General features: G+C 68.4%; 27 protein-coding genes. 12 read left to right on the plus strand and 15 right to left on the minus strand.

Annotation, left to right across the window (positions count from 1 at the left end; genetic code table 11):
- Nucleotides 1-203: 203 nt before the first annotated feature.
- Genes ACN675_RS06535 through ACN675_RS06565 form a run of 7 tightly spaced genes read left to right on the plus strand, consistent with a single transcriptional unit; the run spans nt 204 to nt 5,873 of the window.
- Nucleotides 204-755 carry a carboxymuconolactone decarboxylase family protein gene (locus ACN675_RS06535; protein ID WP_420750084.1) on the plus strand — a complete coding sequence of 184 codons (552 nt, stop codon included), beginning with the start codon at nt 204-206 and terminating at the stop codon, nt 753-755.
- A 4-nt stretch (nt 756-759) separates the two neighbouring features.
- Nucleotides 760-2,043 carry an aromatic ring-hydroxylating oxygenase subunit alpha gene (locus ACN675_RS06540; RefSeq protein WP_420750085.1) on the plus strand — a complete coding sequence of 428 codons (1,284 nt, stop codon included), beginning with the start codon at nt 760-762 and terminating at the stop codon, nt 2,041-2,043.
- Nucleotides 2,024-2,353: a hypothetical protein gene (locus tag ACN675_RS06545; RefSeq protein ID WP_420750086.1), complete on the plus strand. Its 330-nt coding sequence runs from the start codon at nt 2,024-2,026 to the stop codon at nt 2,351-2,353. Before ACN675_RS06540 ends, ACN675_RS06545 begins: the two co-directional genes overlap by 20 nt.
- Nucleotides 2,354-2,355: 2 nt before the next feature.
- Entirely contained in the window at nt 2,356-3,567 is a 1,212-nt protein-coding gene (locus tag ACN675_RS06550) for a metal-dependent hydrolase family protein (RefSeq protein ID WP_420750087.1), read from the plus strand.
- Nucleotides 3,554-3,967, plus strand: a complete 414-nt coding sequence (locus tag ACN675_RS06555) for a nuclear transport factor 2 family protein (RefSeq protein ID WP_248673428.1) — start codon at nt 3,554-3,556, stop codon at nt 3,965-3,967. The genes ACN675_RS06550 and ACN675_RS06555 overlap by 14 nt, the downstream gene beginning before the upstream one ends.
- Nucleotides 3,964-5,055: an acyl-CoA dehydrogenase family protein gene (locus ACN675_RS06560; protein ID WP_420750088.1), complete on the plus strand. Its 1,092-nt coding sequence runs from the start codon at nt 3,964-3,966 to the stop codon at nt 5,053-5,055. The genes ACN675_RS06555 and ACN675_RS06560 overlap by 4 nt, the downstream gene beginning before the upstream one ends.
- Nucleotides 5,052-5,873: an acyl-CoA dehydrogenase family protein gene (locus tag ACN675_RS06565; protein WP_420750089.1), complete on the plus strand. Its 822-nt coding sequence runs from the start codon at nt 5,052-5,054 to the stop codon at nt 5,871-5,873. The genes ACN675_RS06560 and ACN675_RS06565 overlap by 4 nt, the downstream gene beginning before the upstream one ends.
- Before the next feature lie 63 nt (nt 5,874-5,936).
- Here the strand turns inward: ACN675_RS06565 and ACN675_RS06570 are convergent, their stop codons facing one another.
- The 4 genes from ACN675_RS06570 to ACN675_RS06585 all read right to left on the minus strand — a co-directional run bounded on the left by ACN675_RS06570 (nt 5,937) and on the right by ACN675_RS06585 (nt 9,597).
- Nucleotides 5,937-6,485: a hypothetical protein gene (locus ACN675_RS06570; RefSeq protein WP_420750090.1), complete on the minus strand. Its 549-nt coding sequence runs from the start codon at nt 6,483-6,485 to the stop codon at nt 5,937-5,939.
- A gap of 161 nt (nt 6,486-6,646) precedes the next feature.
- A complete protein-coding gene (locus tag ACN675_RS06575; protein WP_420750091.1) occupies nt 6,647-7,429 on the minus strand; it encodes an enoyl-CoA hydratase in 783 nt (260 codons plus the stop codon).
- 10 nt (nt 7,430-7,439) lie between these two features.
- On the minus strand, nt 7,440-8,615 hold the full coding sequence (locus tag ACN675_RS06580) for an acyl-CoA dehydrogenase family protein (protein ID WP_420750092.1): 1,176 nt from the start codon (nt 8,613-8,615) through the stop codon (nt 7,440-7,442).
- Nucleotides 8,599-9,597 (minus strand): acyl-CoA dehydrogenase family protein, encoded by a 999-nt coding sequence (locus ACN675_RS06585; protein WP_420750093.1) that lies wholly within the window; start codon nt 9,595-9,597, stop codon nt 8,599-8,601. Before ACN675_RS06585 ends, ACN675_RS06580 begins: the two co-directional genes overlap by 17 nt.
- A gap of 183 nt (nt 9,598-9,780) precedes the next feature.
- Here ACN675_RS06585 and ACN675_RS06590 point away from each other — a divergent pair, with 183 nt between their 5' ends.
- Together ACN675_RS06590 and ACN675_RS06595 are read left to right on the plus strand one after the other, a co-directional pair.
- Nucleotides 9,781-10,434 carry a TetR/AcrR family transcriptional regulator gene (locus ACN675_RS06590; RefSeq protein WP_197257483.1) on the plus strand — a complete coding sequence of 218 codons (654 nt, stop codon included), beginning with the start codon at nt 9,781-9,783 and terminating at the stop codon, nt 10,432-10,434.
- 57 nt (nt 10,435-10,491) lie between these two features.
- Nucleotides 10,492-11,325 carry an acyl-CoA thioesterase gene (locus ACN675_RS06595; protein ID WP_420750094.1) on the plus strand — a complete coding sequence of 278 codons (834 nt, stop codon included), beginning with the start codon at nt 10,492-10,494 and terminating at the stop codon, nt 11,323-11,325.
- Nucleotides 11,326-11,570: 245 nt separating this feature from the next.
- Here ACN675_RS06595 and ACN675_RS06600 read toward each other — a convergent pair whose 3' ends face one another.
- The 4 genes from ACN675_RS06600 to ACN675_RS06615 form a co-directional block, all read right to left on the minus strand.
- Nucleotides 11,571-11,699 (minus strand): hypothetical protein, encoded by a 129-nt coding sequence (locus tag ACN675_RS06600; RefSeq protein ID WP_420750095.1) that lies wholly within the window; start codon nt 11,697-11,699, stop codon nt 11,571-11,573.
- Between the two features lie 410 nt (nt 11,700-12,109).
- Complete coding sequence (meaB, locus tag ACN675_RS06605) at nt 12,110-12,973, minus strand: methylmalonyl Co-A mutase-associated GTPase MeaB (protein ID WP_420750096.1); 864 nt, start codon at nt 12,971-12,973, stop codon at nt 12,110-12,112.
- Nucleotides 12,974-13,007: 34 nt separating this feature from the next.
- Nucleotides 13,008-14,147, minus strand: a complete 1,140-nt coding sequence (locus ACN675_RS06610; RefSeq protein ID WP_420750097.1) for a thiolase family protein — start codon at nt 14,145-14,147, stop codon at nt 13,008-13,010.
- On the minus strand, nt 14,140-15,576 hold the full coding sequence (locus tag ACN675_RS06615; protein ID WP_420750098.1) for a class I adenylate-forming enzyme family protein: 1,437 nt from the start codon (nt 15,574-15,576) through the stop codon (nt 14,140-14,142). Before ACN675_RS06615 ends, ACN675_RS06610 begins: the two co-directional genes overlap by 8 nt.
- Nucleotides 15,577-15,629: 53 nt before the next feature.
- Between ACN675_RS06615 and ACN675_RS06620 the strand changes: the two genes are divergently transcribed.
- Nucleotides 15,630-16,394, plus strand: a complete 765-nt coding sequence (locus ACN675_RS06620; protein WP_420750099.1) for an SDR family NAD(P)-dependent oxidoreductase — start codon at nt 15,630-15,632, stop codon at nt 16,392-16,394.
- Nucleotides 16,391-17,155 (plus strand): SDR family oxidoreductase, encoded by a 765-nt coding sequence (locus tag ACN675_RS06625; protein WP_420750100.1) that lies wholly within the window; start codon nt 16,391-16,393, stop codon nt 17,153-17,155. Before ACN675_RS06620 ends, ACN675_RS06625 begins: the two co-directional genes overlap by 4 nt.
- Here ACN675_RS06625 and ACN675_RS06630 read toward each other — a convergent pair.
- The 5 genes from ACN675_RS06630 to ACN675_RS06650 are packed head-to-tail and all read right to left on the minus strand — an operon-like array spanning nt 17,122 to nt 22,237.
- Nucleotides 17,122-18,066, minus strand: coding sequence for an alpha/beta hydrolase (locus ACN675_RS06630; protein WP_420750101.1), 945 nt, complete (start codon nt 18,064-18,066; stop codon nt 17,122-17,124). The genes ACN675_RS06625 and ACN675_RS06630 overlap by 34 nt on opposite strands.
- Nucleotides 18,067-18,073: 7 nt before the next feature.
- Nucleotides 18,074-18,838, minus strand: coding sequence for an enoyl-CoA hydratase/isomerase family protein (locus ACN675_RS06635; protein WP_420750102.1), 765 nt, complete (start codon nt 18,836-18,838; stop codon nt 18,074-18,076).
- A gap of 1 nt (nt 18,839) precedes the next feature.
- A complete protein-coding gene (locus ACN675_RS06640; RefSeq protein ID WP_420750103.1) occupies nt 18,840-19,928 on the minus strand; it encodes an acyl-CoA dehydrogenase family protein in 1,089 nt (362 codons plus the stop codon).
- The gene (locus tag ACN675_RS06645; protein WP_420750104.1) at nt 19,915-20,823 is read right to left on the minus strand and encodes an acyl-CoA dehydrogenase family protein; all 909 of its coding nucleotides are present in this window, start codon (nt 20,821-20,823) and stop codon (nt 19,915-19,917) included. Before ACN675_RS06645 ends, ACN675_RS06640 begins: the two co-directional genes overlap by 14 nt.
- Complete coding sequence (locus ACN675_RS06650; protein ID WP_420750105.1) at nt 20,801-22,237, minus strand: class I adenylate-forming enzyme family protein; 1,437 nt, start codon at nt 22,235-22,237, stop codon at nt 20,801-20,803. The genes ACN675_RS06645 and ACN675_RS06650 overlap by 23 nt, the downstream gene beginning before the upstream one ends.
- 105 nt (nt 22,238-22,342) lie before the next feature.
- On the opposite strand from ACN675_RS06650, the gene ACN675_RS06655 reads away from it, so the two are divergent.
- The gene (locus ACN675_RS06655) at nt 22,343-23,362 is read left to right on the plus strand and encodes a 2Fe-2S iron-sulfur cluster-binding protein (RefSeq protein WP_420750106.1); all 1,020 of its coding nucleotides are present in this window, start codon (nt 22,343-22,345) and stop codon (nt 23,360-23,362) included.
- Between the two features lie 61 nt (nt 23,363-23,423).
- On the opposite strand, the gene ACN675_RS06660 is transcribed toward ACN675_RS06655, so the two are convergent.
- Nucleotides 23,424-24,476 carry a CaiB/BaiF CoA transferase family protein gene (locus ACN675_RS06660; RefSeq protein ID WP_420750107.1) on the minus strand — a complete coding sequence of 351 codons (1,053 nt, stop codon included), beginning with the start codon at nt 24,474-24,476 and terminating at the stop codon, nt 23,424-23,426.
- A complete protein-coding gene (locus tag ACN675_RS06665) occupies nt 24,473-25,429 on the minus strand; it encodes an LLM class F420-dependent oxidoreductase (protein ID WP_420750108.1) in 957 nt (318 codons plus the stop codon). Before ACN675_RS06665 ends, ACN675_RS06660 begins: the two co-directional genes overlap by 4 nt.
- Between the last annotated feature and the right edge of the window lie 28 nt (nt 25,430-25,457).

Consider the following 25,457-nt stretch of genomic DNA (forward strand, 5'->3'; position numbering starts at 1 on the left):
AATCAACATATTCTACTGGTCCGGAACGGGGAGAAGATTCGCGGAGCTCACCCGCAAGATCATCCGGACGAGACGCCGGAACACTCCGGCGGCAGACCGCCTACCTGCACCTTCAGGCCGGACATTGACTATCCGGCGAAACCCTGGAAATCTACTGAGCAGAAATGAGAATGTAATTCTCGCCGACGAGAGGAGGTTGGTGCATGGCCCTGCTTCCGCCGCTCCCCGCAGAGGAGTGGGACGACAAGACCCGAGCAGCGTTCATCGGGATGCTCGCGCGGGATCGCCAGAATCCGGAAGGAGCCGGCACAGCCCTGTCCGCGCTCGCGCACCACCCGGACCTGACCAAGGCGTTCCTCGGCTTCAGCGTCTATCTGCTGTGGCGGTCGACGCTGCCGCCGCGGTTGCGGGAGCTCGCGATCCTGCGGGTCGCGCACCGCCGCGACTGCGAGTACGAATCGCAGCACCACATCCCGATCGCGCAGGAAGCCGGGCTGAGCCTCGACGAGATCGAGGCAGCACGCGTCGGTGAGGCCACCGACGAGTTCGAACGCACCCTGCTCGCCGCGGTCGACGAACTCGAGGACAAGAACCGGCTCTCCGAGCAGACGTGGAACGCGCTCGGCGAGCGGCTCGACAAGCGGCAGCGAATGGACTTCATCTTCACGGTCGGCGGCTACGGCCTCATGGCCATGGCTTTCAACACATTCGGTATCGGACTCGGACACGACACCGAGCCCGGACAGGAAAGGTAGATCCGTGCCCCATTTCCCGAAACCAGCCGAAGGCAGCTGGACCGAACACTGGCCCGAGCTCGGCACCGCACCGGTCGACTACACCGACTCGTACGATCCGCAGTTCTTCGAGGACGAGCGCAACGCGATCTTCAAGCGCACCTGGCTCAACGTCGGCCGTGTCGAAAAGCTGCCCCGCAAGGGCAGCTACTTCACCAAGGAACTGCCCTCCGCCGGCCCCGGCACCTCGCTGATCATCGTCAAGGGCAACGACGGTGAGATCCGCGCCTTCCACAACCTGTGCCGCCACCGCGGAAACAAGCTGGTCTGGAACGACTTTCCCGGCGAGGAGGTCGCCGGCAGCTGCAAGCAGTTCACCTGCAAGTACCACGCCTGGCGCTACAGCCTCGAAGGCGATCTGACCTTCGTCCAGCAGGAGGGCGAGTTCTTCGACCTCGACAAGCAGGACTACGGACTCAAGTCCGTGCGCTGCGAGATCTGGCAGGGCTTCATCTTCATCAACCTCGACGACAACGCCCAACCCCTCGACGAATACCTCGGCCCGCTGGCCAAGGGCATCGAAGGCTACCCGTTCGACGAGATGACCGAGGTCTACAGCTACCGGGCCGAGATCGGCTCCAACTGGAAGCTGTTCATCGACGCCTTCGCCGAGTTCTACCACGCCCCGATCCTGCACATGAAGCAGGCGACCAAGGACGAAGCCGAGAAGCTCGCCGGCTACGGCTACGAGGCGCTGCACTACGACATCCAGTCGCCGCACTCGATGATCTCCTCCTGGGGCGGCATGGCCCCGCCCAAGGACCTGAACATGGTCAAGCCCATCGAACGCGTCCTGCGCTCGGGCCTGTTCGGACCCTGGGACCGCCCCGACATCCCCGGCATCTCCGGCGACGAACTGCCCGAAGGCATCAACCCCGGCAAGTACCCGGTCTGGGGCCAGGACTCCTGGGAGTTCTTCCCCAACATGACCCTGCTCATCTGGGCACCGGGCTGGTACCTGACCTACCACTACTGGCCCACCGCTCCGGACCGCCACATCTTCGAGGCCAACCTCTACTTCGTGCCCCCGAAGAACGTCCGCGAGCGCCTCGCCCACGAACTGGCCGCGGTCACCTTCAAGGAATACGCCCTGCAGGACGCCAACACCCTCGAAGCGACGCAGACGATGATCGGCACCCGCACCGTCACCGACTTCCCGCTCTGCGATCAGGAAATCCTCCTCCGCCACCTGCACAAGACCGTCGGAGACTACGTCAAGGAGTACCGTGATGGCGCTGCTGCCAACTGAATTCGCCGACCTCGAACCCTTCGCCGCAGACTGGGTCCTGGCCACCGAACCCGAGCGCTACGCCAAGCGCCTGGCCTCCACCATGCCCGAGATGCAGAAGTTCTACGACGCCGCCTTCCCGCGCATCGAGGACGCCATCACCTACTGCGACAAATTCGACTACGACGACCTGCCCGACGACGCCCGCGCCCTCGTGCACCTGATGCAATCACTCATCATGGTCTCCTTCCCCGTCGAAGTCTGGAAACAACCCCGCGTCCCCGACAGCGGCGCAGCCTGGGCCGACATCATCCAAGAACCGGTGGTGTAGCAGTGATTACACTTGAGGCCGCCGGACTCCTCGACGTCGACAGCGGAAAGATCGTGCGCCCCGGCATCATCCGCGTCGACGGCGACAAGATCGTCGGGATCGGCGGTGAACCCGAAGGCGAGATCGTCGATCTGGGCGACCAGATCCTCCTGCCCGGCCTGATGGACATGGAAGTCAACCTGCTCATGGGCGGGCGCGGCGAGAAGCCCGTCTACTCCACAGTCCAGGACGATCCCCCGCTGCGCATGCTCCGCGCGGTCGGCAACGCCCGGCGCACCCTCCGCGCCGGATTCACCACGGTCCGCAACCTCGGCCTGTTCGTCAAGACCGGCGGCTACCTGCTCGACGTCGCACTGGGCAAGGCCATCGACGCGGGCTGGGTGGACGGCCCGCGGGTGGTCCCGGCCGGTCACGCGATCACCCCGACCGGTGGTCACCTCGATCCGACGATGTTCGCGGCGTTCGCCCCCGGCGTGCTGGACCTGACCATCGAGGAAGGCATCGCCAACGGTGTCGACGAGGTCCGCAAGGCGGTGCGCTACCAGATCAAGCACGGGGCGAAGCTCATCAAGGTGTGTGTCTCCGGTGGCGTCATGTCACACACCGGAACACCGGGCGCACAGCACTATTCCGACGAGGAGCTGCGGGCGATCGTCGACGAGGCGCACCGGCGCGGTCTGCGCGTCGCGTCGCACACCCACGGCGCGGACGCCGTCCGCGCGGCCGTCGACGCCGGAATCGACTGCATCGAACACGGATTCCTCATCGACGACGACGCGATCGACAAGATGGTCGCCGCGGGCACCTATCTCGTTCCCACCACCCGGCTCGCCGACGCGATGGACGTCTCGCACGCTCCGCCGGATCTGCAGGCCAAGGCCGCCGAGATGTTCCCCAAGGCCCGCACCTCGGTCAAGGCGGCCTACGAGGCGGGCGTGAAGATCGCGCTCGGCACCGACGCACCGGCCATCCCGCACGGCAAGAACGCGGACGAACTCGTCGCACTGGTCGAACGCGGCATGTCCGCACTGGACGCATTGCGCGCCGCGACGATCACGGCCGCCGAACTGATCGATGTCACCGACCGCGGCCGGCTGGCCGAGGGCCTGCTCGCCGACATCGTCGGCGTTCCGGGCAATCCGCTCGAGGACATCACCGTCACCCAGAACGTGCAGTTCGTCATGAAAGGCGGAAAAGTCTATGTCAACAACTGACGACCTGGTCGAGATCAACCAGCTCCTCGCACGGTACGCGGTCAACATGACCAAGAACGACGTCGAAGGAGTCATGGCGGTCTTCACCCCCGACGGCACCTACAGTGCCTTCGGGGATGCCTTCACGCTCGACCAGTTCCCCGAGCTGGTCGCCGCGGCACCGAAGGGCCTGTTCATGACGGGCACCGCTCTCGTCGAGCTCGACGGCGACACCGCGACCGGAACCCAGCCGCTGTGCTTCGTCGACCAGACGACCCACAACATGCGCATCGGGTACTACAGCGACACCTACGTCCGCACCGAGGACGGCTGGCGTCTGAAGACCCGGTCCATGACCTTCCAGCGTCGCAGCGGAGCCCACGACTCGGGTATCCCGCACGCCTTCGAGCCGTCGGCATGAACGTCGACGAGTTCCGGTCCGCCCTGCGCGCCTGGCTCGACGAGAACGACCTGACCCCGCCGCCGGACCATTCGCTCGACGGTCAGGTGGCACAACTGGGCCGCGTGCGCAGGGCACTGTTCGACGCGGACTGGATGCGGTACGGCTGGCCCGTCGAGGTCGGCGGTCTCGGGGGCGACGCGGTGCTGCGGGCCGTGCTCGGCGAGGAGGTCGCCACCCGCGACCTCGCCGAACCCGGGATCTACTCGATGATCGAGGTCCTCGCCCCGACGATGATCTCCTACGCCCGGCCCGAACTCGCCGCCGAGATGGTTCCGCTGTTGCTCAGCGGTCGCGAGCAGTGGTGCCAAGGCTTCTCCGAGCCCGGCTCGGGCAGCGACCTCGCGTCGCTGAGCACCCGCGCCGTGCAACGCGGCGACGAGTGGGTGATCAACGGCCAGAAGGTCTGGACGAGCTTGGCGCAGTATGCATCCCGTTGTGTGCTGCTCACCCGCACGGCGCCCGGCCACGACGGGATCACCGCGTTCTTCGTCGACATGGACACCCCCGGCATCACCGTCAAGCCGCTGCGCACGATGCACGGCATCGACGAGTTCGCCGAGGTGTACTTCGACGATGTCGTGGTTCCCGCGGACCGCATGCTCGGCCGGCCGGGCGACGGCTGGCGGGTCGCGATGGACCTGCTGCCGCACGAACGCTCGACGTGTTTCTGGCACCGGATCGCGTACCTGTTCACGCGTTTGGACAAGTTGCTCGACGAGACCGAACTCGATGCCGACGACGATCTCGGCTCGGCGTATCTGGCGCTGCACACGGTGCGCTGCCGGTCGCGCCTGACCCAGCAGCGGCTCGCCGACGGCGCCGCGCTCGGACCGGAGACCTCGATCGACAAGGTACTGCTGGCAACGGCCGAACAGCAGTTGTTCGACACCGTGCGCGATCTGCTGCCGGGTGTCCTCGAACTCGAGGACTCCCTGTGGCGACCGGAATTCCTGTACTCGAGGGCCGCCACCATCTACGGCGGCACGGCCGAGATCCAGCGCAACATCATCGCGCGTCGCCTGCTCGACCTGGGGAGGGATCGATGACCGACGCCACCACCGTCGCCGACGCCGCGCAGGCCGAGGAACTGGAACTGCTGGGTGACGCCCTGCGCGGGACCATGACCTCGACACCCGCGCACGAACTCGATTCGGCGCTGGCCGATCTCGGCTGGGGCGACATGCTCACCGAGATGCCGGACGTCGCGATCCCGCTGGTGTTCCGACTGCTCGGCCAGACCGGCGCGCATGCACCGGTGATCAACGACGTCGTGCTGCACGCGGCCGGCCTGCCCATCGCCGGCACCCTCCCGCTGCCGTACGCCGGCGGCAGATGGATCGTGTGGGAACGCTCGGGTTCCACCGGCACCGCTCTCGACGAGGAGATCCCGCTGCACACGGCCGACGCGGGCGAGGAACTCGACCCCGCGGCGATCGCCGCCGGCCGGCGTGCGCTCGGCTGGTGGCTGGTGGGGACGAGCCGGACGATGTTGTCGCTCGCGCGAACCCACACCCTCGACCGCGCCCAGTTCGGCACGCCTGTCGCGGCGTTCCAGGCGGTGCGGCACCGGCTGGCGGAGACCCTCGTCGCGATCGAGGGTGCCGAGGCGACGCTGCTCGCCGCGACCGACGACCTCGGGTCGCTGCTGGCGAAGGCCGCGGCCGGGAAGGCGGCCCTGACGGCGGCCCGCCACTGCCAGCAGGTACTGGGCGGGATCGGATTCACCGCCGAACACGATCTGCACCGGCACATCCGCCGGGCCTTGGTCCTCGACGGGTTGCTCGGCAGTGCACGCGAACTCACCCGCGAGGCCGGTGCTTTCATCCGTTCGACGGGATCGGCTCCGCGCCTGGTCCACCTGTAGGGCAACGAAAAGCACGAAGGAGGGGCGCCCGCGGTGCGGGCGCCCCTCCTTGGTGTTGCGGGATCAGCAGCCCGGGACGGGAGCGCCGCCGCCCTGGATCGCGAGCAGCGTGCAGAAGGTGGTCGCGCTGACCTTCCACGTGCCGTCCTGCTGGATGGCGTTGCCGGACTGGTCCGGAAGGACCGGAGCACCGTTCATGAGCAGCGTCCACTTGACGTCGGCGTTCTCCGGGTCGGAGAGGGTCACGCCCTCGACCGTCGCGGTCGTGGCCATGGCCTGCGGGTTCGACGTCATCGCTTCGAGGGTCGGCAGGAAGACGTCGCCGTTCTCGACGAGCGCGGCACGCTCGGCCGGCGGGGTCGCGCCGTTGAAGAACGTGACGTAGGCGTTCGTGACCGCCTCGGTCGTCGCCGGATCCGCCGCTTCACCGGCTGCAGCCTCGGTGGTCGTCTCGGTGACGGTGACCTCGGTCGTCTCGGTCGTGGTGGTCGCCGTGGTCGTGGTGCTGTCGCTGGAGCTGTCGTCGTCGCTGCTGCAGCCCACGAGGGTGACGGCCGCAACCGCCACCATCCCGAAGGTGGCGACAGCACGACGGATGTTCGAAACGCGCATGACGGATCCTCTCCGGTGGACGAACCGGTTTCGTCCACCACTGTGTTGGAACTTCCCCCCAGGTCCCTGCGAGAGTACGTTGCCGACTCGCCCCGGGAAGGCCTTTTCGCCCCTCGAATCCCGTTGCCGTCCAGATGGTCCGGCAGCGGGCGGGGGCGACGTTACTCGATCTTCGACTTCATCTCGTCCAGGTTCACCAGGATCGGGAATCCACCGACGCTCAACGCGTTGCCGTGACCGGTCTGGTGGACGTCGAACACCGACTGGATGGCCGCGTAGAAGCCCTGCACGTCCAGGGTCTGATTGACGGCACGCTTGGCCTGCCGCAGGCCGAACGGAGGCATCGACGCGATCTTCGTCGCGAGTGCGCGGGCCTCCTCGTCGAGACGATCGCGGGGCACGACCTTGTTGACCATCCCGGTCTGCTCGGCTTCGTGCGCCGTGACCGGGCGGCCGGTGAACAGGATCTCCTTGGCCTTGCGGGGCCCGAGTTCCCATGTGTGTCCGTGGTATTCGACCCCGCCGATCCCCATGAGCACCACCGGGTCGGAGAACGACGCGTCGTCGGACGCGATGATGAGGTCGCACGGCCAGCACAGCAGCAGCCCACCGGCGATGCAGCGGCCCTGGACGGCGGCGATGGACGGCTTCGGGATGTTCCGCCAGCGCAACGAGTACTCGAGATAGCGGCGACTCTCGTTGGAGTAGATCAGTTCGAGCGTGATCTTCAGATCGTCGGGGACCTTGGTACCGAGGTCGTGCCCGGCGGAGAAGTGCTTGCCCTCGGCCCGCAACACGATGACGGAGACGTCCGGGTCGGCGGCGGCACGCATCCAGGCGGCGTCGAGTTCGTCGAGCAACTCCGCGTTCTGGGCGTTGGCCGCCTCGGGCCGGTTGAGCGTGATCGTGGCGATCTTCTCGGCTACCTCGTACAGGATGTACACGGCTGCAACCTCACCCCCGGGGAAGGCCGAGCACACGCTCGGCGACGATGGTCCGCTGGATCTCCGACGTGCCACCGGCGATGGTGCCCGCGAAACTGCGGACGTAACGCTCGAACCAGCCGGTCGAGAAGTGGTCGTTGTTCCAGGGATTGAACGGTGCCGTCCAGGCCGGGTGGACGAGACCGTCCTCCCCCGCCGCGTCGAGGGCATGTTCGGATGCGGACTGCACCGCTTCGGATCCGAGCAACTTGAGCACCGAAAGAGCAGCGACGTCCTGTTCACCGCGGGCGGCCCGTGCCAGCGCGGCCGAACCCAGCAGCCGCAGGCTCTGCAGGTCCATCGCAAGGGTCGCGTAGCGGTCGCGGTCGAGCACCGTGACCGGCCGGAAGTCCTCGACGAGATCCTGCAGGCGGTCCGCGAAGCTGAGCCAGAGCAGCGTACGTTCGTGTCCGAGTGCGCCGTTCGCGACGCCCCAGCCGCCGTCGAGCTCACCGACGAGGTTCTCCGCGGGCACCCGGACGTCGGTGAAGAACACCTCGTTGAAGTCGAGGTCGTCGGACGCGGCGACGGACGGGAACGGCCGGCGCACGACCCCGGGGGTGTCGGTCGGGATCAGCAGGACGCTGATCCCCTTGTGCTTCGGCGCATCCGGGTTCGTACGGACGAACGTGAGCAGCACGTCCGCGTCGTGTGCGCCGGACGTCCAGACCTTCTGCCCGTTGACGACGAAGTGATCTCCGTCGAGCACGGCCCGGGTGCGCAGTCCCGCGAGGTCGGAACCGGCGCCGGGTTCGCTCATGCCGAGTGCGGCGGTGATCTCCGCGCGCAGGATCGGAACGGCCCAGCGCTGCTTCTGTTCCGGCGTGCCGAACGACAGGATCGACGCGGCGATGATCCCGAGTCCCTGCGGGTTGAAGCTGTGGTAGATCCGGCGGCGGGAGAGTTCCTCGAGGTGCACGTACTGCTGCAGGATCGTGGCGTTGCGTCCACCGAACTCGGGCGGGTTGCCCGGCAGGAGCCAGCCGTTGTCGAACTGCAACCGCTGCCACCGCCGGGCCCAATCCGGCACATCCGCGCTCGAACCGGGACGGACGCCGGTGGCGGCACCGTCGGGCAGGTTCTCGTCGAGGAAGGCCACGAATTCGGCGCGGAAGTCCTCGACATCGGCATCAAAGGTGAGTTGCACGGTACTCCTCGGCGATCAGCGCCCGATGCTCTGCCGCACCCCCGAGCAGATGCTCGCCGGCCTTGGCGCGCTTGAGCGCGAACTGAAGGTCGTTCTCCCAGGTGAATCCCATGGCACCGAACAGCTGGATGCCGTTGCGGAACACCACGGACTGGCATTCGCCCGCGGCGGCCTTGGCCATCGACGCGGCCACGCGCCGGCGGGGGTCGTTCTCCGCGATCGTCAGGGCCGCGTAGTAGGCCAGCGCGCGTGCCCGTTCGATCGCCACGTGCATGTCGACGGCCTTGTGCTTGACAGCCTGGAACGAGCCGATCGGAACTCCGAACTGCTGACGTTCCCGGACGTGCTCGAGCACCATGTCGAGGATCCGTTGGCACGCACCGACGACGGTGAGCGCGAGGCCGGTCAGCGCCAGGTGGCGGGCCGGTTCCACGTCGACGTCGACGCGCCGGTCCTCGGAGATCCGGACTCCCCGGAACGACACCTCGGCGAGGTGCAGCACCGGGTCGAAGACCGGGCTCCGTGTGACGACGGCCCGCTCGGCCGGCACGACGAACACCCCCGCGTCGGTGACGACGGCCAGCCGGTCGGCGCGGTCGCCGTCGAGGACGTGGTGCGCGGTGCCGTCGAGGATCCAGTCGTCCCCCTCGCGGCGCACCGCCACACCCTTGTAGATCGCGGCACCGACCAACCCGGAATCGTCGAATCCCGGTGCGAGAGGAGCAAACTGGGTCATCGTCGCGAGATACGGGGTGGGATCGGTCGCCCGCCCCAGTTCCTCGAGGACGATTGCGAGCTCGACCGTGGTGTCCGGCTCCGTCAGTTCGGTCCACCCGAGGTCGATGTAGGTCTTCCACAGAGAGGACGGGTCGGCGCCGTTGTCGACGATGTTGCGGACCAGCGTGGGCGAGCATTCCTTGGCCGTGACCTCACGGACGGTCTTCTGCCATAGCCGCTGATCGGAGTCGAACTCGAAGAGCATCCCGGCCTGCCTCCTTGGCTGAGCTGTGGTGCACGATGTCGAGGCGAGAATAACATTCTCGTTTGACGAAAGTAATAGTCTCGATTAATCGACGACACAGGCGCGGTCGCCGCACTGCGCAAGGAAACTCTCCGGTACAGTTGCTCGCATGTTCGGTACACGTGTCACAGAACAGAGCCGGTGGTGACCGGCCCCAGCGAAGAGCCGGCCTGGAAGCAGCGCGCAGTCGAGCGCTCCATCAGGACCGCCAAGATCCGGGCCGAACAGCGAGTGCAGCGCTTCCTCGACGCGGCTCAGTCGATCATCGCCGAAAAGGGCAGCACGGATTTCACCGTGCAGGAGGTCGTGGACCGTTCCAAGCAGTCGCTGCGCAGCTTCTACCTGCAGTTCGACGGCAAGCACGAGCTGTTGCTCGCGCTCTTCGAGGACGCTCTCAGCCGCTCCGCCGACCAGATCCGCGCCGCGGCGTCCGGCCAGGACGCACCGCTCGACCAGCTCCGCGTCGCGGTCGAGCTGCTGTTCGAGTTCTGCCGGCCCGACCCGAGCGCGCAGCGTCCGCTGTTCACCGACTTCGCACCGCAGCTGCTGCTCACGCATCCCGCCGAGGTCAAGGTTGCGCACTCCTCGATGCTCGCGCTGTTCACCGAGCTCATGGAGAAGGTCGCCGCCTCCGGCGAGCTGCGCCCGGGCGCGAACCCGCGCCGCCTGGCCGCGATGACGATGCAGACCGTCATGTTCATCGCGCAGTCCGCGGGCGCCCCCGACGATGCGACCATCAAGCCGATCTCGGCCGAGGAAGTCTGGACCTTCTGCTCCCGCGGATTCGCCGGTAACTGAGGAATCGCTGGCGAGAATCGTATTCTCAATCGGGGATAGTTCGCTTACACTGGCGACGTGCCCGATCTCTGGAACGACCTTCTGGCCTGCCTCGAGCTGCGCGCCGACGCCTCGGCAGACCGTCCCGACAGCGACACCACCACATCGGCCGTGTTCGAGGGAACGAACCAGCACCTCGAATATCACCGTTTGTTCGGCGGTCAACTCCTCGGCCAGTTCGTCCGTGCCGCGGAGGCCACGTGCCCGACGAAGCGCATCAAGTCGCTGCACGCCCTGTTCCCCCGCGAGGGCAAGGCATCGGAACCCGTCCGATACGAGGTCACCCGCCAGCACGAGGGACGCTCGTTCGCCACGCTGAGCATCGTCGCGAGCCAGTCGTCGGGTGTCATCGGCACCGCGTCGGTCTCGATGCACGCGGGCGAGGACGGCCCCGAACTGCAGACCGTCGAGCCCGTTCCGCCGGTGCTCGGTGAGAACGACCGCGCCCGCGTCGACCTCATCCCATGGGAGATCCGGACGACCGAGGACCTCAACGCGTACGAGGCCTCGCCGCCCGAGTACGAAATGTGGATGCGCACACCGGAAGTCGATCAAGCGCTGGCACCGGCCCTGACCGCGTACGCAACCGATCTGACCCTCATCGGAACCGCCCTGCGACCGCTGGAGGGGCTGGCCCAGACCGGTAACGGCACCGTCTTCACCTCGGCCGTCACCTCCCACACCCTGTGGTTCCATCGGCCGTTCCGCACCGACGAATGGCTGCTGGTGCGTCAGCACAGCCCGCTCATCGCCCACGGCCGGTGCTTCGGCCGGGGCGACGTTCTCGACGAGAAGGGGACGCTCGTCGCCTCCTTCGCGCAGGAAGCCCTGCTGCGCCTGCCGCTCACCTGACCCGATCGAGGTCCCGCTGGATCCGAAAGCCTTGTCCGGCACAGCCGTCGACGTATCCGTGCGAAGCGTGCGTACCGGGTGGTCCAGTGGGCCGCCGGCAACATCGGCACGCGTGCCCTGCGCGGGGTCATCGAGCACCCGAGCCTGGAACTGGCCGGGCTGTACGTCCACACCGGAGAAGGCCGGCCGCGACGCCGAATCCTCGCCTCCGGCAGCAACATCGTCACCACTCGCGGCGAGTTCCATCATCCGTCGGCGATGGATGCTGTGGCCCGCGCCGAGGTCGAGGCCGCGTGCGCGCTCGGCGGCACGTCGATCCACAGCACCGGAAGCAGCCCGGGATTCGTCACCGAGGCACTGCCGTTCGCACTCACCTCGATCCAGCGCAGCCTCGACCGGCTCGCGATCGACGCGTTCGCCGATCTCTCGCAGCGCAATTCACCCGGAATCCTGTTCGACACCATGGATTTCGGTCGCGAGCCCGCCACCTTCGAGGACTACCGCATCGACCACATCCGGTCGAACTTCGGTCCGTCGCTGCACTCGGTCGCCGACGCGCTCGGGCTGCGGTTCGATTCCGTCGAGGCCCACGGCGAACTCGCCCCGGCACGCACGCACGTCACCATCGCGGCGGGGCACGATCGAGCCGGGTACCGTCGCCGCGCAGCGAATCACGGTCGCAGGCATGCGCGACGGCCGAGCGCTCCTCCAGTTCCGTGCCACCTGGTACTGCACCACCGCCGAACTGCCGCAGGTGCTCGCCGCCGTGGGGTGAGCGAAGACCTCAGGGACGGCCGAGCAGCCGTGCGGCCGCGCTGTACGGATCGGTGTTCCCGTCCGCGACCGCGGCGGCCAGGTCGTCGAGTTCCGGCAGCGAACGCAGCTGCGACAGGGCCAGGGACAGAATCTGGGACCGGGCCCGGGCGGCTCGGCGCTCCCCGCTGTCGGCGCGCTGATGCAGTTCGATGGCATCCACCAGCGCGTCGACGCCCTCGCCCTTCGATGCGACGAGCGTGAGGATCGGAACGTCCGTCTCCGCCTTCAGATCCCGAACCGTCCGATCGGCACCTTCCCGGTCCGCCTTGTTCACCACGAGCAGGTCGGCGACCTCGAGCAGACCGGCTTTCGCGGCCTGGATCGCGTCGCCGCCACCGGGATTGAGGAGCACGACCGTCGGATCCGCGACGGCCGCGATCTCGATCTCGGACTGTCCGACCCCGACACTCTCGAGCAGCACCACGTCGTAGCCGAGTGCGGCGAGCAACCGGATCGCGGCGGGTACCGCGGCGGACAGTCCGCCGAGATGGCCGCGCGCCGCGAGCGAACGGATCAGCACATCGGGGTCGTTGACGTGGGCGGCCATGCGGATCCGGTCGCCGAGCAGCGCTCCCCCACTGTAGGGAGAGGACGGGTCGACGGCGAGCACCGCGACCCGCAACCCGCGCTCGCGGTACGCGGTGACGAGCACACCGACGGTCGTCGACTTGCCGGCGCCGGGTGGTCCGGTCACCCCGACCACCCGCACGGGCACCGGGTCGATGGCGGCGAGCACCTCGTCGCGCCGATCGCCCTCGACCATCGTCAGCAGCCGTCCCACCGCGCGCACGGATCCGGTGCGCGCGGCGGCGACGAGTTCGTCGATCGTCACGGCACACCGGATCCGTCGCTCGTTACTGCGGCTGTCACGGTGCGGGCACCTCGATGACCGTGGCCGAGCCCATACCTCCACCCGCGCACATCGCGGCCACGCCGACTCCGCCGCCGCGGCGGCGCAGTTCGTGCACCAGGGTCACGAGCATGCGCGCACCGGTCGCGGCGACCGGGTGTCCGAGGCCGCAGCCGCTGCCGCTGACGTTGACCTTGTCGGGATCGATGTCGAGGAGCTTGATGGTTGCCACGCACATCGCGGCGAACGCCTCGTTGATCTCGAACAGGTCGACATCGCAGAACGTCATGCCGGCGCGACGTAGCGCCTTCGGAATCGCTTGCACCGGAGCGAGACCGGTGCGGGCGGGATCGACCGCGACCGACGCCCACGACCGGATGTAGCCGAGCGCGGGCAGGCCGAGGCTGTCGCTGGCGATCGCGAGGGCGGCGGCGCCGTCGTTCGCGCCGCACGCGTTGCCGGCGGTGATGCTGAAACCTTCGATCTCCGGGTGCAGGACCTTGAGCGAGGCAAGCTTTTCGAGGGTGGTGTGGCGGCGCGGATGCTCGTCGACGGCGAACACCCCGTGCGGGGTCTCGATCGGGACGATCTCCTCCTTGAAGCGGCCCTCGTCGATGGCGGCGATCGCGTTGCGGTGCGAGCGCAGCGCCCACGCGTCCATCTCCTCGCGGGTCACACCGGCCTCGACAGCCGCGTTCCAGCCGACGGTGATGGACATGTCGCGGTTGGGGGCGTCCGGGCGGTCCGGGTGGGTCGGCGAGTTCCACGGCACCCAGTCCTCACCGGAGCGCATCAGGGAGCGCGGCGACGTGGAGGCCGAGTTCACGCCACCGGCGATGATCAGCTGGTCCATGCCCGCCCTGATGCTCGCCGCGGCGGTCTGGACCGCGGACTGTCCGGCTGCGCAGTGCCGGTTCAGGGCCAGACCCGGCACGTTGGTCAGTCCCGCCGTGATCGCGGCGTGGCGGGCGATCACGCCGCCGCCGTAGAGCCCTTCGCCGAGGATGACGTCGTCGATCGCGTTCGGGTCGAGGTCCTTCGCGGTCTCGCCCACGATGTGGTCGGCGAGGTCGAACGCGCTGGTGTCGCGGAGCGTGCCCTTGACGGCCGTACCGATCGGGGTGCGCAGCGCGGAGACGATGACGGCTTCAGGCATTGGTGTTCTCCAGTTCGGTCAGTAGGGTCCGGCGCAGGAGTTTTCCTGTTTCGGTCTTGGGAAGTTCGTCGCGGAACACCACGGTGTCCGGCGTCTTGGAGGACCGCAGCCGGTCCTTGACCCACGCGGTGATCTCGTCCGGATCCGCGTCGCCCACGAGCACCGCGACGATCCGCTGTCCCCATTCGGGGTCGGCGACACCGACGACCGCGGCCTCGATGATCCCGGGATGCTCGAGCAGGACGTCCTCGATCTCGGCGGGGGCGATGTTCTCGCCACCGCGGATGATGGTGTCGTCCGCGCGCCCCTCGATGAACAGGTAGCCCTCGTCGTCGACGTGGCCGAGATCGCGGGTGGCGAACCAGCCGTGTTCGTCGAGCACGCTGCGCCCGCCGTATTCGCCGGAGATCTGCTCGCCGCGGACGAACACCAGTCCGGTTTCCCCCGGGGCGACGAGTTCGCCCGCCTCGGTGCGGATCTCGATTTCGATGCCGGGCAGGGGGCGGCCGACGGAGCCGAGCCGGTCGCGCACGGCCGGATTGTCGGAGGCGAACGCCGTCCGGTGATCGTCGGGTCCGAGCACCGCGACCGAGGAAGCGGTCTCGGTGAGCCCGTAGGCGTTCACGAACCCGGTGTCCGAGAAGGCACGCAGAGCGTGCTCGAGGACGGGACGGGGGGTGCGCGATCCGCCGTAGGCGAGGCTCTGCAGCGACGGCACGTCGGCCGGTGCGTCGCCGAGCCCTGCGACGATCCGGGCCAGCATGGTCGGCACGAGCATCGCGTGGGTGACCTTTTCCCGGCGGACGGTGTCGAGCCAGTTCTCGGGGTCGAAGGCGTCGAGGTAGACCACGCGACGGCCCGTGTACAGGTTCGACAGCAGATTGGTCAGGCCCGCAATGTGATACGGCGGGACGGACACGAGCGAGACGTCGGTCTCGTCGGCGGAGGCGAACTCCATCGTGTTGAGCACGTACGCCAGCAGGTGGCGGTGCCGCAGCACCGCGGGCTTGGGATCCGAGGTGGTGCCGCTGGTGTAGATGATCGCCGCGAGGGCGTCGCCGTCCCATTCGGGTGCGACCTCGTCGGCGTCGGCGGGGGTCGCGGTGGAGTCGACGAACGCGTCGAGGTCGCCGGGGGCGAGTTCGAGCGCCCCGGGGTGCCGGTCCCGCAGCGCCGTCAGCTGGGCTTCACCGAGCCGGTAGTTCAGTGCCACGAACGGCACCCCGGCGAGCGCGGCACCGAACAGCGCCACGGGGTAGGCCAGATGGTTCGTGCCCTGGTACAGCACGGCCGGGTACCCGCGGAAACGGCTCGCGGCGGCGCGGGCCCGGTCGTGGAGTTCGGGTCCCGTGAGGGAGCGGCCGTCGTAGGTCACGACAGCTCGATCGCCGTTGCTTGCGGCCATTTCTAGAATCATGCTGATGTTCATGAGAACATTATTCTCTCAAGCAGAGAGCTGTAGTTGCAAGAAGGGAAACCAACATGCAGATCACCGGTAGTTCAGCGATCGTCGTCGGCGGAACCGGCGGCCTCGGCGAAGCCACCGTGCGCCGTCTCCACGCCGGCGGAGCGAAGGTCGTCGTCGCCGACGTCAACGACGACAAGGGCAAGGCGCTCGAGGAGGAGCTGGGCGTGCGCTACGTCCGCACCGACGCCGGCAGCGAGGAATCCGTGCTCGCCGCGATCGCCGAAGCCGAGTCGCTCGGACCGCTGCGCGTGTCGGTGGACTGCCACGGTGGCCCGGCCGGCGGCGGACGGCTCGTCGGCAAGGACGGCAGCCCGATGCCGCTCGAGAACTTCACCAAGACCATCGAGTCGTACCTGGTCTCGGTGTTCAACGTGATGCGCCTGACCGCGGCCGCCATCGCCCGGCAGGAGCCGCTCGAGGACGGGCAGCGCGGTGTCATCGTCAACACGGCGTCGATCGCCGCGTACGAGGGCCAGATCGGTCAGCTCCCCTACTCGGCCGCGAAGGGCGGAGTCGTCGGCATGACCCTGGTCGCCGCGCGTGACCTGTCGCCGCTCGGCGTCCGCGTCGTCACGATCGCGCCCGGCACATTCCTCACGCCCGCCTACGGCAAGGCCGGCGACCAGCTCGAGGCCTACTGGGGTCCGCAGGTGCCGCACCCCAAGCGCATGGGCCGCTCCCCCGAATACGCGACGCTCGTCGCGTCGATCGTCGAGAACGACTACCTCAACGGCGAGGTCATCCGCCTCGACGGCGCCCTGCGGTTCCCGCCGAAGTGACCGCTCTCGACGGCACCGCCCTCGAAGGCAAGATCGCGTTCGTCGCCGGTGCCAGTCGTGGCATCGGCGCAGCGGTGGCCGCCGCACTCGCCGAGGCGGGTGCGGCGGTCGCGGTCGCGGCGCGCACGGAGAACGAGGGCCGGCTGCCCGGCACGATCCATTCGGTCGCGGACCGGATCGTCGCGGCGGGCGGTCGTGCCCTGCCGGTGCCGTGCGATGTCACGGACGAGGAGTCCGTCGAGGCGGCGATCGGCGCGACTGTCGCCACATTCGGCGGACTCGACATCGTGGTCGCCAATGCCGGGGTGTTGTGGCAGGGCCCGATCGAGACGACCCCGCTGAAGCGGTGGCAGCTGTGTCTCGATGTCAACACCACCGGCGTGTTCCTGGTGACCAAGTCGGCGATTCCGCATCTGCGTGCGCGTGGCGGCGGATCGCTGATCGCGGTGACCACCACCGGCGTGACGATGACCGACCGCGGATCCAACGCGTACTGGGTGTCGAAGGCCGCGGTCGAACGGCTCTATCTGGGGCTGGCGTCGGACCTGCGCGGCGACAACATCGCCGTGAACTGCCTGAGCCCGTCCCGGGTCGTGCTCACCGAGGGCTGGACCGCCGGTGGCAGCGGCATCGAGATTCCACCGGAGATGGTCGAGCCACCGGAGACGATGGGGGCGGCGGCGGTGCTGCTGGCCGCGCAGGACGCCTCCGGGATCACCGGCACCGTTCAGCGGTCGGAAACGCTGCTGTCCCAGCGGTAGTCCGGTCGCAACACCGCATCCACCGCAGTGCACTGCGTTTCGAAGAAGATGCGGGCGACCGCGCTGCGCGCGGAGACAAGATCGAAACCGTGGAACGCCCCGTCGACGACATGGAGTGCGCACGGCACCCCGGCGTCGGCGAGGCGTTCCGCGTAGTCCCGGTTCTCCTGCAGGAACAGATCGTTGCCGCCGACTCCGATCCACGCGGGGGGAAGGCCACGCAGATCCGTACAGCGGGCCGGGACCGCCTCTTCCGGGTCCGCGCCGCCGAGATAACTCGACCACCCGAACCGGTTGCACTCCGGATCCCACAGGCGGAGATTCTCGGGTCCGGTGACCGTCCGGTCGTCGAGCATCGGATACACCAGCAGCTGGAACACCGGGGTCACGAGTCCGCGGTCGCGGGCCCGGATCGCCAGTGCGGCAGCCAGTCCCGCGCCGGCACTCGCACCGCCGACGACGATCCGGTCCGGGTCGGTCTCCGGCTGCCGCACCGTCCATTCGAGTGCGCGCACGCAATCCTCGAGCGGGATCGGATAGGGATGCTCCGGAGCGAGCCGGTAGTCCACCGACACGACGGTGACGCCGAGCCGGTCCGCATAGCGCCGGCACAGCGCGTCGTCCTGTGCGGCACAGCCGATCACGTACCCGCCGCCGTGGATCCACAACAGCACCGGCGATCGGTCCGCGACTTTCGCGGGCCGGAACACCCGCACCGACACCCCGTCCCCGAGATCGACGACCTGGGCGCCGGACCCGCGAATCGCCTTGGACAGGAAGCGGATCACCGGAAGCGTCCGCGGCGTCACGGCCCGGCGCGGCGCGAGCAGCGCGGCCAGCCGAAGATCCGGATGAAATGCGCTCCACGCCCGTGTGCCTTTCCGGCGGCCCTGACCGCCGGAAAGGCACACGGGGCCGTCAGGCCTTTTTCGTGAGCCTGGCAATGTTCGCGCGGAAGTCGTCGCTCTGGAACGTCAGGTCCTCCGCGGTCATCGCGTAGTCCAGGCTCGCGAGGATCGCGCGCTCGAGGTGGATGTTCACCAGCCGCTTCGTGCTCTCGACCGCCTTCTGCGGAAGCTCGGAGATCTTCTTCGCCGCGGCGAGGGCCTCGGTGAGCGGATCGGCGACGACGTGGTTGGCCAGACCGAGCGCGAGCGCCCGCTCCGCCGGGATCCGCGTGCCGAGGAGCGCGAACTCCTTGGTCTGCAGCAGGCTGATCTGCAGCGGCCACGTGAGCGGCCCGCCGTCGGCCGCGACCAGCCCGACCTGCACGTGCGGATCGGCGAGGTACGCATGCTCCGCCATGTAGACGACGTCGCTGAGCGCCACCAGGCTGCAACCGAGGCCGACGGCCGGGCCGTTGACGGCGGCGATCACCGGAATCCGGCAGCGCGCCATCCCGATCACCAGCTCGCGGCCGTCCGCGATGGTCTTCGCACGCAGATCCGCGTCCTCGGCGAGCTCCGCGAGGTACGCGAAATCGCCGCCCGCGGAGAACGCCTTGCCGACACCGGTGATCACCGCGGCGCGCGCGGTGCGGTCGGCGGACAGTTGCGGCCACAGCTGCGCGAGCCCGTGGTGCAGGTCGTCGTTGACCGCGTTGAGCGCATCCGGGCGGTTCAGCGTGATGATGCGCAGCGGACCGTCCGCGCGAACGTCGATCTCTTCCGGCATGTCGTACATGTCAAACTCCCAATCCGAGGATGCGCGAGGCCACGATGTTCTTCTGGATCTGCGACGTTCCACCCATGACGGACTGCGCGCGGCTGTACATGTACGTGCCGAGCATCTCCGCGTCACGGGTGCCGGCCTCCGACAGGGCCGCGTGACCGACGGATTGCTCGACCCACGTCATGAGCAGCTTGTCGAGCGAGCCTTCCGAGCCGTGGGTCAGGCCGTCGAGCTGCTCGGACAGCCGGCGGCGCACGTGCAGCCGCAGCATCTCCGATTGCACTGCCGCCCAGGCGAGTTCGTCGGACGGCGGTCCGTCGGACCGGGCCGCGAGCTCGCGGACGGTCTTCGCGTAGCGGGCGGCGAACCCGAGTGTCGACGGTTCGCGCTCGTGCCCGACGACCGTCATGGCCAGCTTCCAGCCCTCGCCGAGGTTGCCGACCATCCGCGACGCCGGGACACGCGCACCGTCGAAGAGCACCTGCCCGAACTCCTTGGTGACGCCGCTGATCATCTTCAGCGGTCGCTGTTCGATCCCGTCCTGGTGCATGTTCACGATGAACGCCGAAATGCCCTTGTGCCGCGGCTTGTCCGGTTCGGTGCGGGCGAGCAGCAAGCACCAGTCGGCGACGTCGGAATAGCTCGTCCAGATCTTGTGCCCGTGGATGACGTACTCGTCGCCGTCGCGGGTCGCGGTGGTCGTCAGCGACGCCAGGTCCGATCCGGCGCCCGGTTCGCTGAAGCCCTGGCACCAGCGTTCGGTGCCGTTGATCATGCCGGGCAGGAACTCCTCCTGCAGTTCCTTGCTGCCGTGGTGACCGAGACCGATCACCAGATAGCCGAGGCTCGGCCGGGCCGGTGCACCGGCGATCGCGAGTTCCTCGTCGAGGATCACGTCGTATACGGGCGGCATGTCCTGTCCCCCGAATTCCTTCGGCCAGGACAGCCCGAAGAATCCGGCGTTGTACAGCGCCCGATGCCACTCGGGCTGTTTCGCCCAGTACTCGTCGCCCGATGTCGGGAATTGCTTGGCCGTGGTCGCGAGCCAGGACCTCAGACGGTCGCGGAACGCGGCTTCCTCCGGCGAATCACGAAACTCCAAGGTCGATCTCCTTCAGGCTCACGGGGAACAGTTCGGTGGACGCGAGCGCCCGCCGCAGGTAGACGTGCGCGAGGCACTCCCAGGTGTTGCCGATGCCACCGTGCACCTGGATCGAGGTCTCGCAGATCGTGAAAGCAGCTCGCGCGCAGTAGATCTTCGCGACACGGGCGGCCTGGATCGCCGCGGCCGCATCGAGTTCGTCGACCGCCCACGCCGCGTGCCGCAGCACGCTGATCGACCCTTCGATCAGCGCCCGGCTCTCGGCGAGCATGTGCGCGACCGCCTGGTACGACCCGATGGTGTGGCCGTACTGCTCGCGCATCTTCGCGTAGTCGACGGCGAGGTCCTGCGCACCGCGGGATACGCCGACGAGGTCGGCGGTGGTCGCGACGAGTGCGAGCGCGTACCAGCGGTCTGTGTCGTCGGCGGACAGCTCACCGAGCGGCTCGCCAGGCTCGCCGAGTTCCGCGAAACGGCGGGTCAGGTCCGCGGCGTCGGCGATGTCGGCACCGACGCTCGCCGAAAGGATCTGCCTGTCCCGCAGGATCACCGCATCGGTGAGGCCGCGCGCGTCGACCGCTTCGGAGCCGACACCGATCGTCCACGGCGACTGGTCGTCGCCGAGGTGACGCCGCAGGTCGTCGGCGAGGACGGGACCGAGGAACGGTACGTCGACGAGACCGCGACCGAACTCCTCGGCGACGATCGCGACCTCGACACCGGACGCGCCGTCGGAGCGCAGGGCGCGCCAGCCGGTCGTGTCGACCGCCTTCTCGAGCCGGGCGACCCGGCTGTCGTCGTCGAGATCCTGGACCGATCCCGGACCGAGGTCGTCGGCGAGTTTCGCTGCCGCATCACGTAATTGTCGTTGTTCACTCGTCAGACGGACGTCCATAGCGCTCCTTGAGTACTCGGCGCAACACCTTGCCGGAGGGCAGGCGAGGGATTTCGGGGACGAACAGGACCCGGCTCGGACGTTTGTAGGACGCCAGCCGGTCGCCGACCAGGGCGATCAGTTCGGCTTCGGTGACCGGCCCGCCGGTCGTGACCGCGGCGAGGACGGCCTCGCCGGTCACCGGATCGGGCACGCCGAACACCGCGCAATCGGCGACCTCGGGATGTCCGTGCAGCACGCTTTCGACCTCGGCGGGCGCGACCTGGAATCCCTTGACCTTGATCATTTCCTTCGATCGATCGGTGATCCGCAGCCAGCCGTCCTCGTCGAGGTAGCCGACGTCGCCGGTGCGGTACCAGCCGTCGTCGAAGGCGTCGGGATTCGCGTCGGCCGGAAGGTAACCGGCCATGAGGGAGTCGGCGCGGGCCTGGATTTCGCCGACACCGCCCGCCGGCAGCACCTCCCCGGTGTCCAGCGACACCACGCGCACCGTCACGCCGGGGACGGGACGCCCGACGCTGTCGAGCCGCGCACCGTCGACCGGGTTGCAGGCGATGACCGGGAGTTCGCTCGCGCCGTATGCCGGCACCCATCCGACGCCGGTGCGGCGGGTGACGGTGTCGGCGACGCTTGCCGTGACCGGGGTCGCGCCCCACATGATGTAGCGCAGCGACGACAGGTCGTACGACTCGAGATGCGGGTGCTTCGCGATCGCCAGCGCGATCGGCGCGACGGCCATCTCGACGGTGATCCGGTCGCGTTCGATGTGCCGGAGCATCACGTCGATGTCGAAGCGGCGATGCAGCCGGAACCACGCACCGACCTCGAGGGCGGTGACGATGTTGAGGATGCCGAGGATGTGGGAGGGCGGCGTGAGCACCTGCATCCGGTCCGCGGACGTCAGTTGCAGCGCGTGACGCCAGTGCGCGACCGCGGCGGCGAGGGAGCCGTGGGTGTGCCGGACGGCCTTGGGCAGCCCGGTCGTGCCCGAGCTGAACACCAGGACCGCCTCGGTGTCCGGGTCGTGGGCGGTTGTCGTGCCGTCACCGGTCGCGGGCGGGATCGGCTCGTCGAGGTTCAACATGTCGGCGTGCACGGCGAGGACGGGATTGTCGCCGACCGCCGCGACCGGGCGGGTCACCTCGAGGGCGTGCACGACCTCGTCGTGCTTGTAGGCCGGGCTGAGCAGCACCACGGACGCCCCGAGGCGCCAGATCGCCTGCACGGCCACGACGAACTCGGGCCGGTTCGACGACATCAACACGACCCGGTCGCCGACACCGACGCCACGTTCGGCGAGCCGGACCGCCAGGCCCGCCGCGAGCGCGTCGAGCTCGCCGCGACTGTAGGCACGGTCCTCGAACACCAGTGCGGTGGTGGCGTTCCGCGTCCGGTCGATCGTGGGGTCCGACAACTGCGCCTCGTCTCGGGTGGGTGTTCGACGTTGAGAAGATCCTATATCGTAGGTGAGAATATAATTCTCCACGCAGTAGAACAATCCCCGAGGAGGAGACGATCCATGGCGAGACCCCCTATGTTCCAGCGGGCGCGGGTGACCCGGATCGTGAAGGAGACCTCCGACGCTCGGTCGTTCGTCCTGGCTCCCGTGGACGGCCCGTTCACCTACCGGGCGGGGCAGTTCCTGAACTTCAAGGTCACCGTCGACGGCACCGAGCTGTACCGGTCGTACTCGATGTCCAGCGCCCCCGAAAGCGACGACGAACTCACGGTCACCGTCAAGCGCGTACCCGGCGGCAAGGTGTCGAACTGGCTGCTCGACAACGTCTCCGAGGGCGACGAGGTGGAGATCAGCCGCCCCACCGGCACCTTCCTGCTGCGGGAGAGCGACAAGCCGCTCCTCGGATTCAGCGGCGGCAGCGGCATCACCCCGATCCTGTCGCTCGCCAAGTCCACCCTGGCCACCACCGACCGCCCGGTCCGGCTGCTGTGCGCCGACCGCGACCAGCCGTCGGCGATCTTCGAATCCGTTCTCGAGGCGCTGGTTGCGCAGTACCCGGACCGGCTGACGGTCGTGCGCCATCTCGACGACGAGAAGGGCCTGCTCGACGCCGAGGCCGTCCGCGCGTTCGTCGGCAGCGACGTCGACGCGGACAGCTACCTGTGCGGCCCCGAACCGTTCATGGATCTGATCGAGTCGACACTGCCCGGCCCGGGCCGCGTGTTCAGCGAGCGCTTCGGCACCCCGCCGGTACCGGCTTCCACCGAGCAGCCCGCCGCCCCCGCCGCCGAGGAATCCGGCGAGCTCGAGGGGACCGTGACGATCTTCGTCGGACGCAAGAAGGGATCGGTACCGCGCCACGCCGGCGAGACCATCCTCGAAAGCGCCCGCCGCGCCGGACTGACCCCGCCGTTCTTCTGCGAGATGGGCAACTGCGGCACCTGCATGGCGCTGGTGACCGAGGGGTGCGCGACGATGCGCACCAACGAGGCACTTTCGGACGACGAGGTCGAGGAAGGCTACGTGCTCACGTGCCAGGCCGTGCCGGACACCCCGTCGATCAAGGTCAAGTACGAGTGACCGAAACCCCCCGTGCGTGGTTTCGGTAGCACCGGCTACCGAACCCCACACGAGGGGGAGGTCAGGTGTGCGCAGGAAGTGCGCCGTGCTCACCGAGCCGCGGCGGCGCACCGTAGACCGGTTCGTAGCCGACCACCTTGATGGGACTGCCGACGAGCCGGAAATCGCCCGCGGTGACCACGGCCTCGGGGGTCTGGGCGAGCGCCTCCGGCAACGACCGGACCGCCGCGGACGGCACGCCGAGCGGCCGCAGTCGTGCTTCCCACCCCGCGGCGGTGTCGGTCGCGAGCGCCGCGGTCACCGCGGCGAGCACCTCGTCGCGGTTCTGCGCCCGCTCGGCCATCGTCGCGAATCCGTCGATGCCCGCTTCCTTCGCGAACGACCGCCAGAACCCGTCGTGGGTGACGAACAGTGCCAGATAGCCCTCCGCGGTCGGAAAGAGCTGCGCCGGAACATAGTACGAGTGCGCGCCGTACGGCATGCGCCGCGGCTCGGTGCCCTCGTTCAGGTAGGCGGACGCGCGGTAGTTGAGCTGCGAGAGCATGACATCGCGCAACGACACGTCGACCTGCCCGCCCCGCCCGGAGACGATCTGGGCGAGCAGACCCAGCGCCGCGGTCAGGCCCGTGGAATTGTCCGCCGCCGAATAGCCGGGCAGGGTCGGCGGACCGTCCGGGTCGCCGGTGAGCGCGGCCACCCCGGTCACCGCCTGGATGACGTAATCGAACGCCGGATCGTCGCCGGAGTCGAGACCGTACCCGGTCAGCGCGACGCACACGATCTTGTCGTTGAACCTGCGCAGAGCGTCGTACGTCAGACCGTACTTGCGGATCGCCGACGGCTTGAGATTGACCAGCAACGCATGGGATTCGGCGGCGAGCTCCCCGAGCCGGCGTTGCCCCTCCTCGCTTCCGAGATCGAGGCAGATGCTGCGCTTGCCGCGATTGAGGCTCGCGAAGTACGCGTCGCTGACCTGACGCGAGAGGTCGCCGGTGGGGGGTTCGACCTTGGTGACCTCCGCGCCGAGATCGGCCAGCATCATCGTCGCGTACGGTCCGGCGAGGATGTGGCCGACCTCGAGGATCTTGATCCCCGCGAGCGGACCCGCACTCACCGCAGTTCCTTGACGAGTTCCGAAACGACCTCGCGGGTACGGTATTTGGACGCGACGAGTTCGTCGCGGGTGTTGCCGATCGGCAGCAGCCGCATCGACAGGTCGGTCACCCCCGCCTCCTCGTACTTGCGGAACCCGGCGAGGATCGCGTCCTCGTCGCCGACGATCGCCATGGCGCCGATGTCCTTCGACTCGCCGTGTTCGAGGAGCCGCTGGTAGTTCGGGGAGATCTCGGCCTCGGCGAGGATCCGGTTGGCACGTTCGCGGGCGATGTCCACCTCCGACGGTGCGCACAGGCACACCGGCACACCGGCGATGATCCGCGGACTCGGTCGCCCGGCGTCCGCAGCGGCCTTGGTGATGCGCGGGGCGATGTGCTCACCGATCGCGCGTTCGTCGGCCATCCACAGCACCGTGCCGTCGGCGCGTTCCCCGGCGATCTTCAGCATGACCGGTCCGAGCGCGGCGACGAGCACCGGCATCGGTGCCACGGGTGCGATGTCGAGCGGATTGTGCACCGTGAACGTGTCGTTCTCGACGTCGATCGAGCCGGGCAGATCCTTGATCGCACCGAGCACCTCGAGATAGTCCCGGGTGAACTTGGCGGGCTTGTCGTAGGGCAGACCCAGCATGTCCTGGACGATCCAGTGGTGCGACGGGCCGACGCCCAGCGCGAGCCGGCCACCGAGCGCGGCATGGGTCGACAGCGCCTGGCGCACCAGATGCACCGGGTGCTGCGCCTGCAGCGGCACCACGGCGGTGCCGATCTCGATCCGCGACGTGCGGGTACCCATCAGCGCGACCGCAGTCAATGCGTCGAAGTCCGTGGGGATCTGGGGCACCCACACGGTATCGAGTCCGGCCGCCTCCGCCCACTCGACGTCCTTCAGCATCCGATCGACCTTGCGAGCGGTGTCACCCTGTTCGGGTCCGACCATCACTCCGATCCGCACGATTCCTCCACGTTTGTCGAGATCCGTT

It is taken from the genome of Rhodococcus sp. O3 (genome assembly GCF_048897285.1).
Taxonomy (GTDB): Bacteria; Actinomycetota; Actinomycetes; order Mycobacteriales; family Mycobacteriaceae; genus Rhodococcus.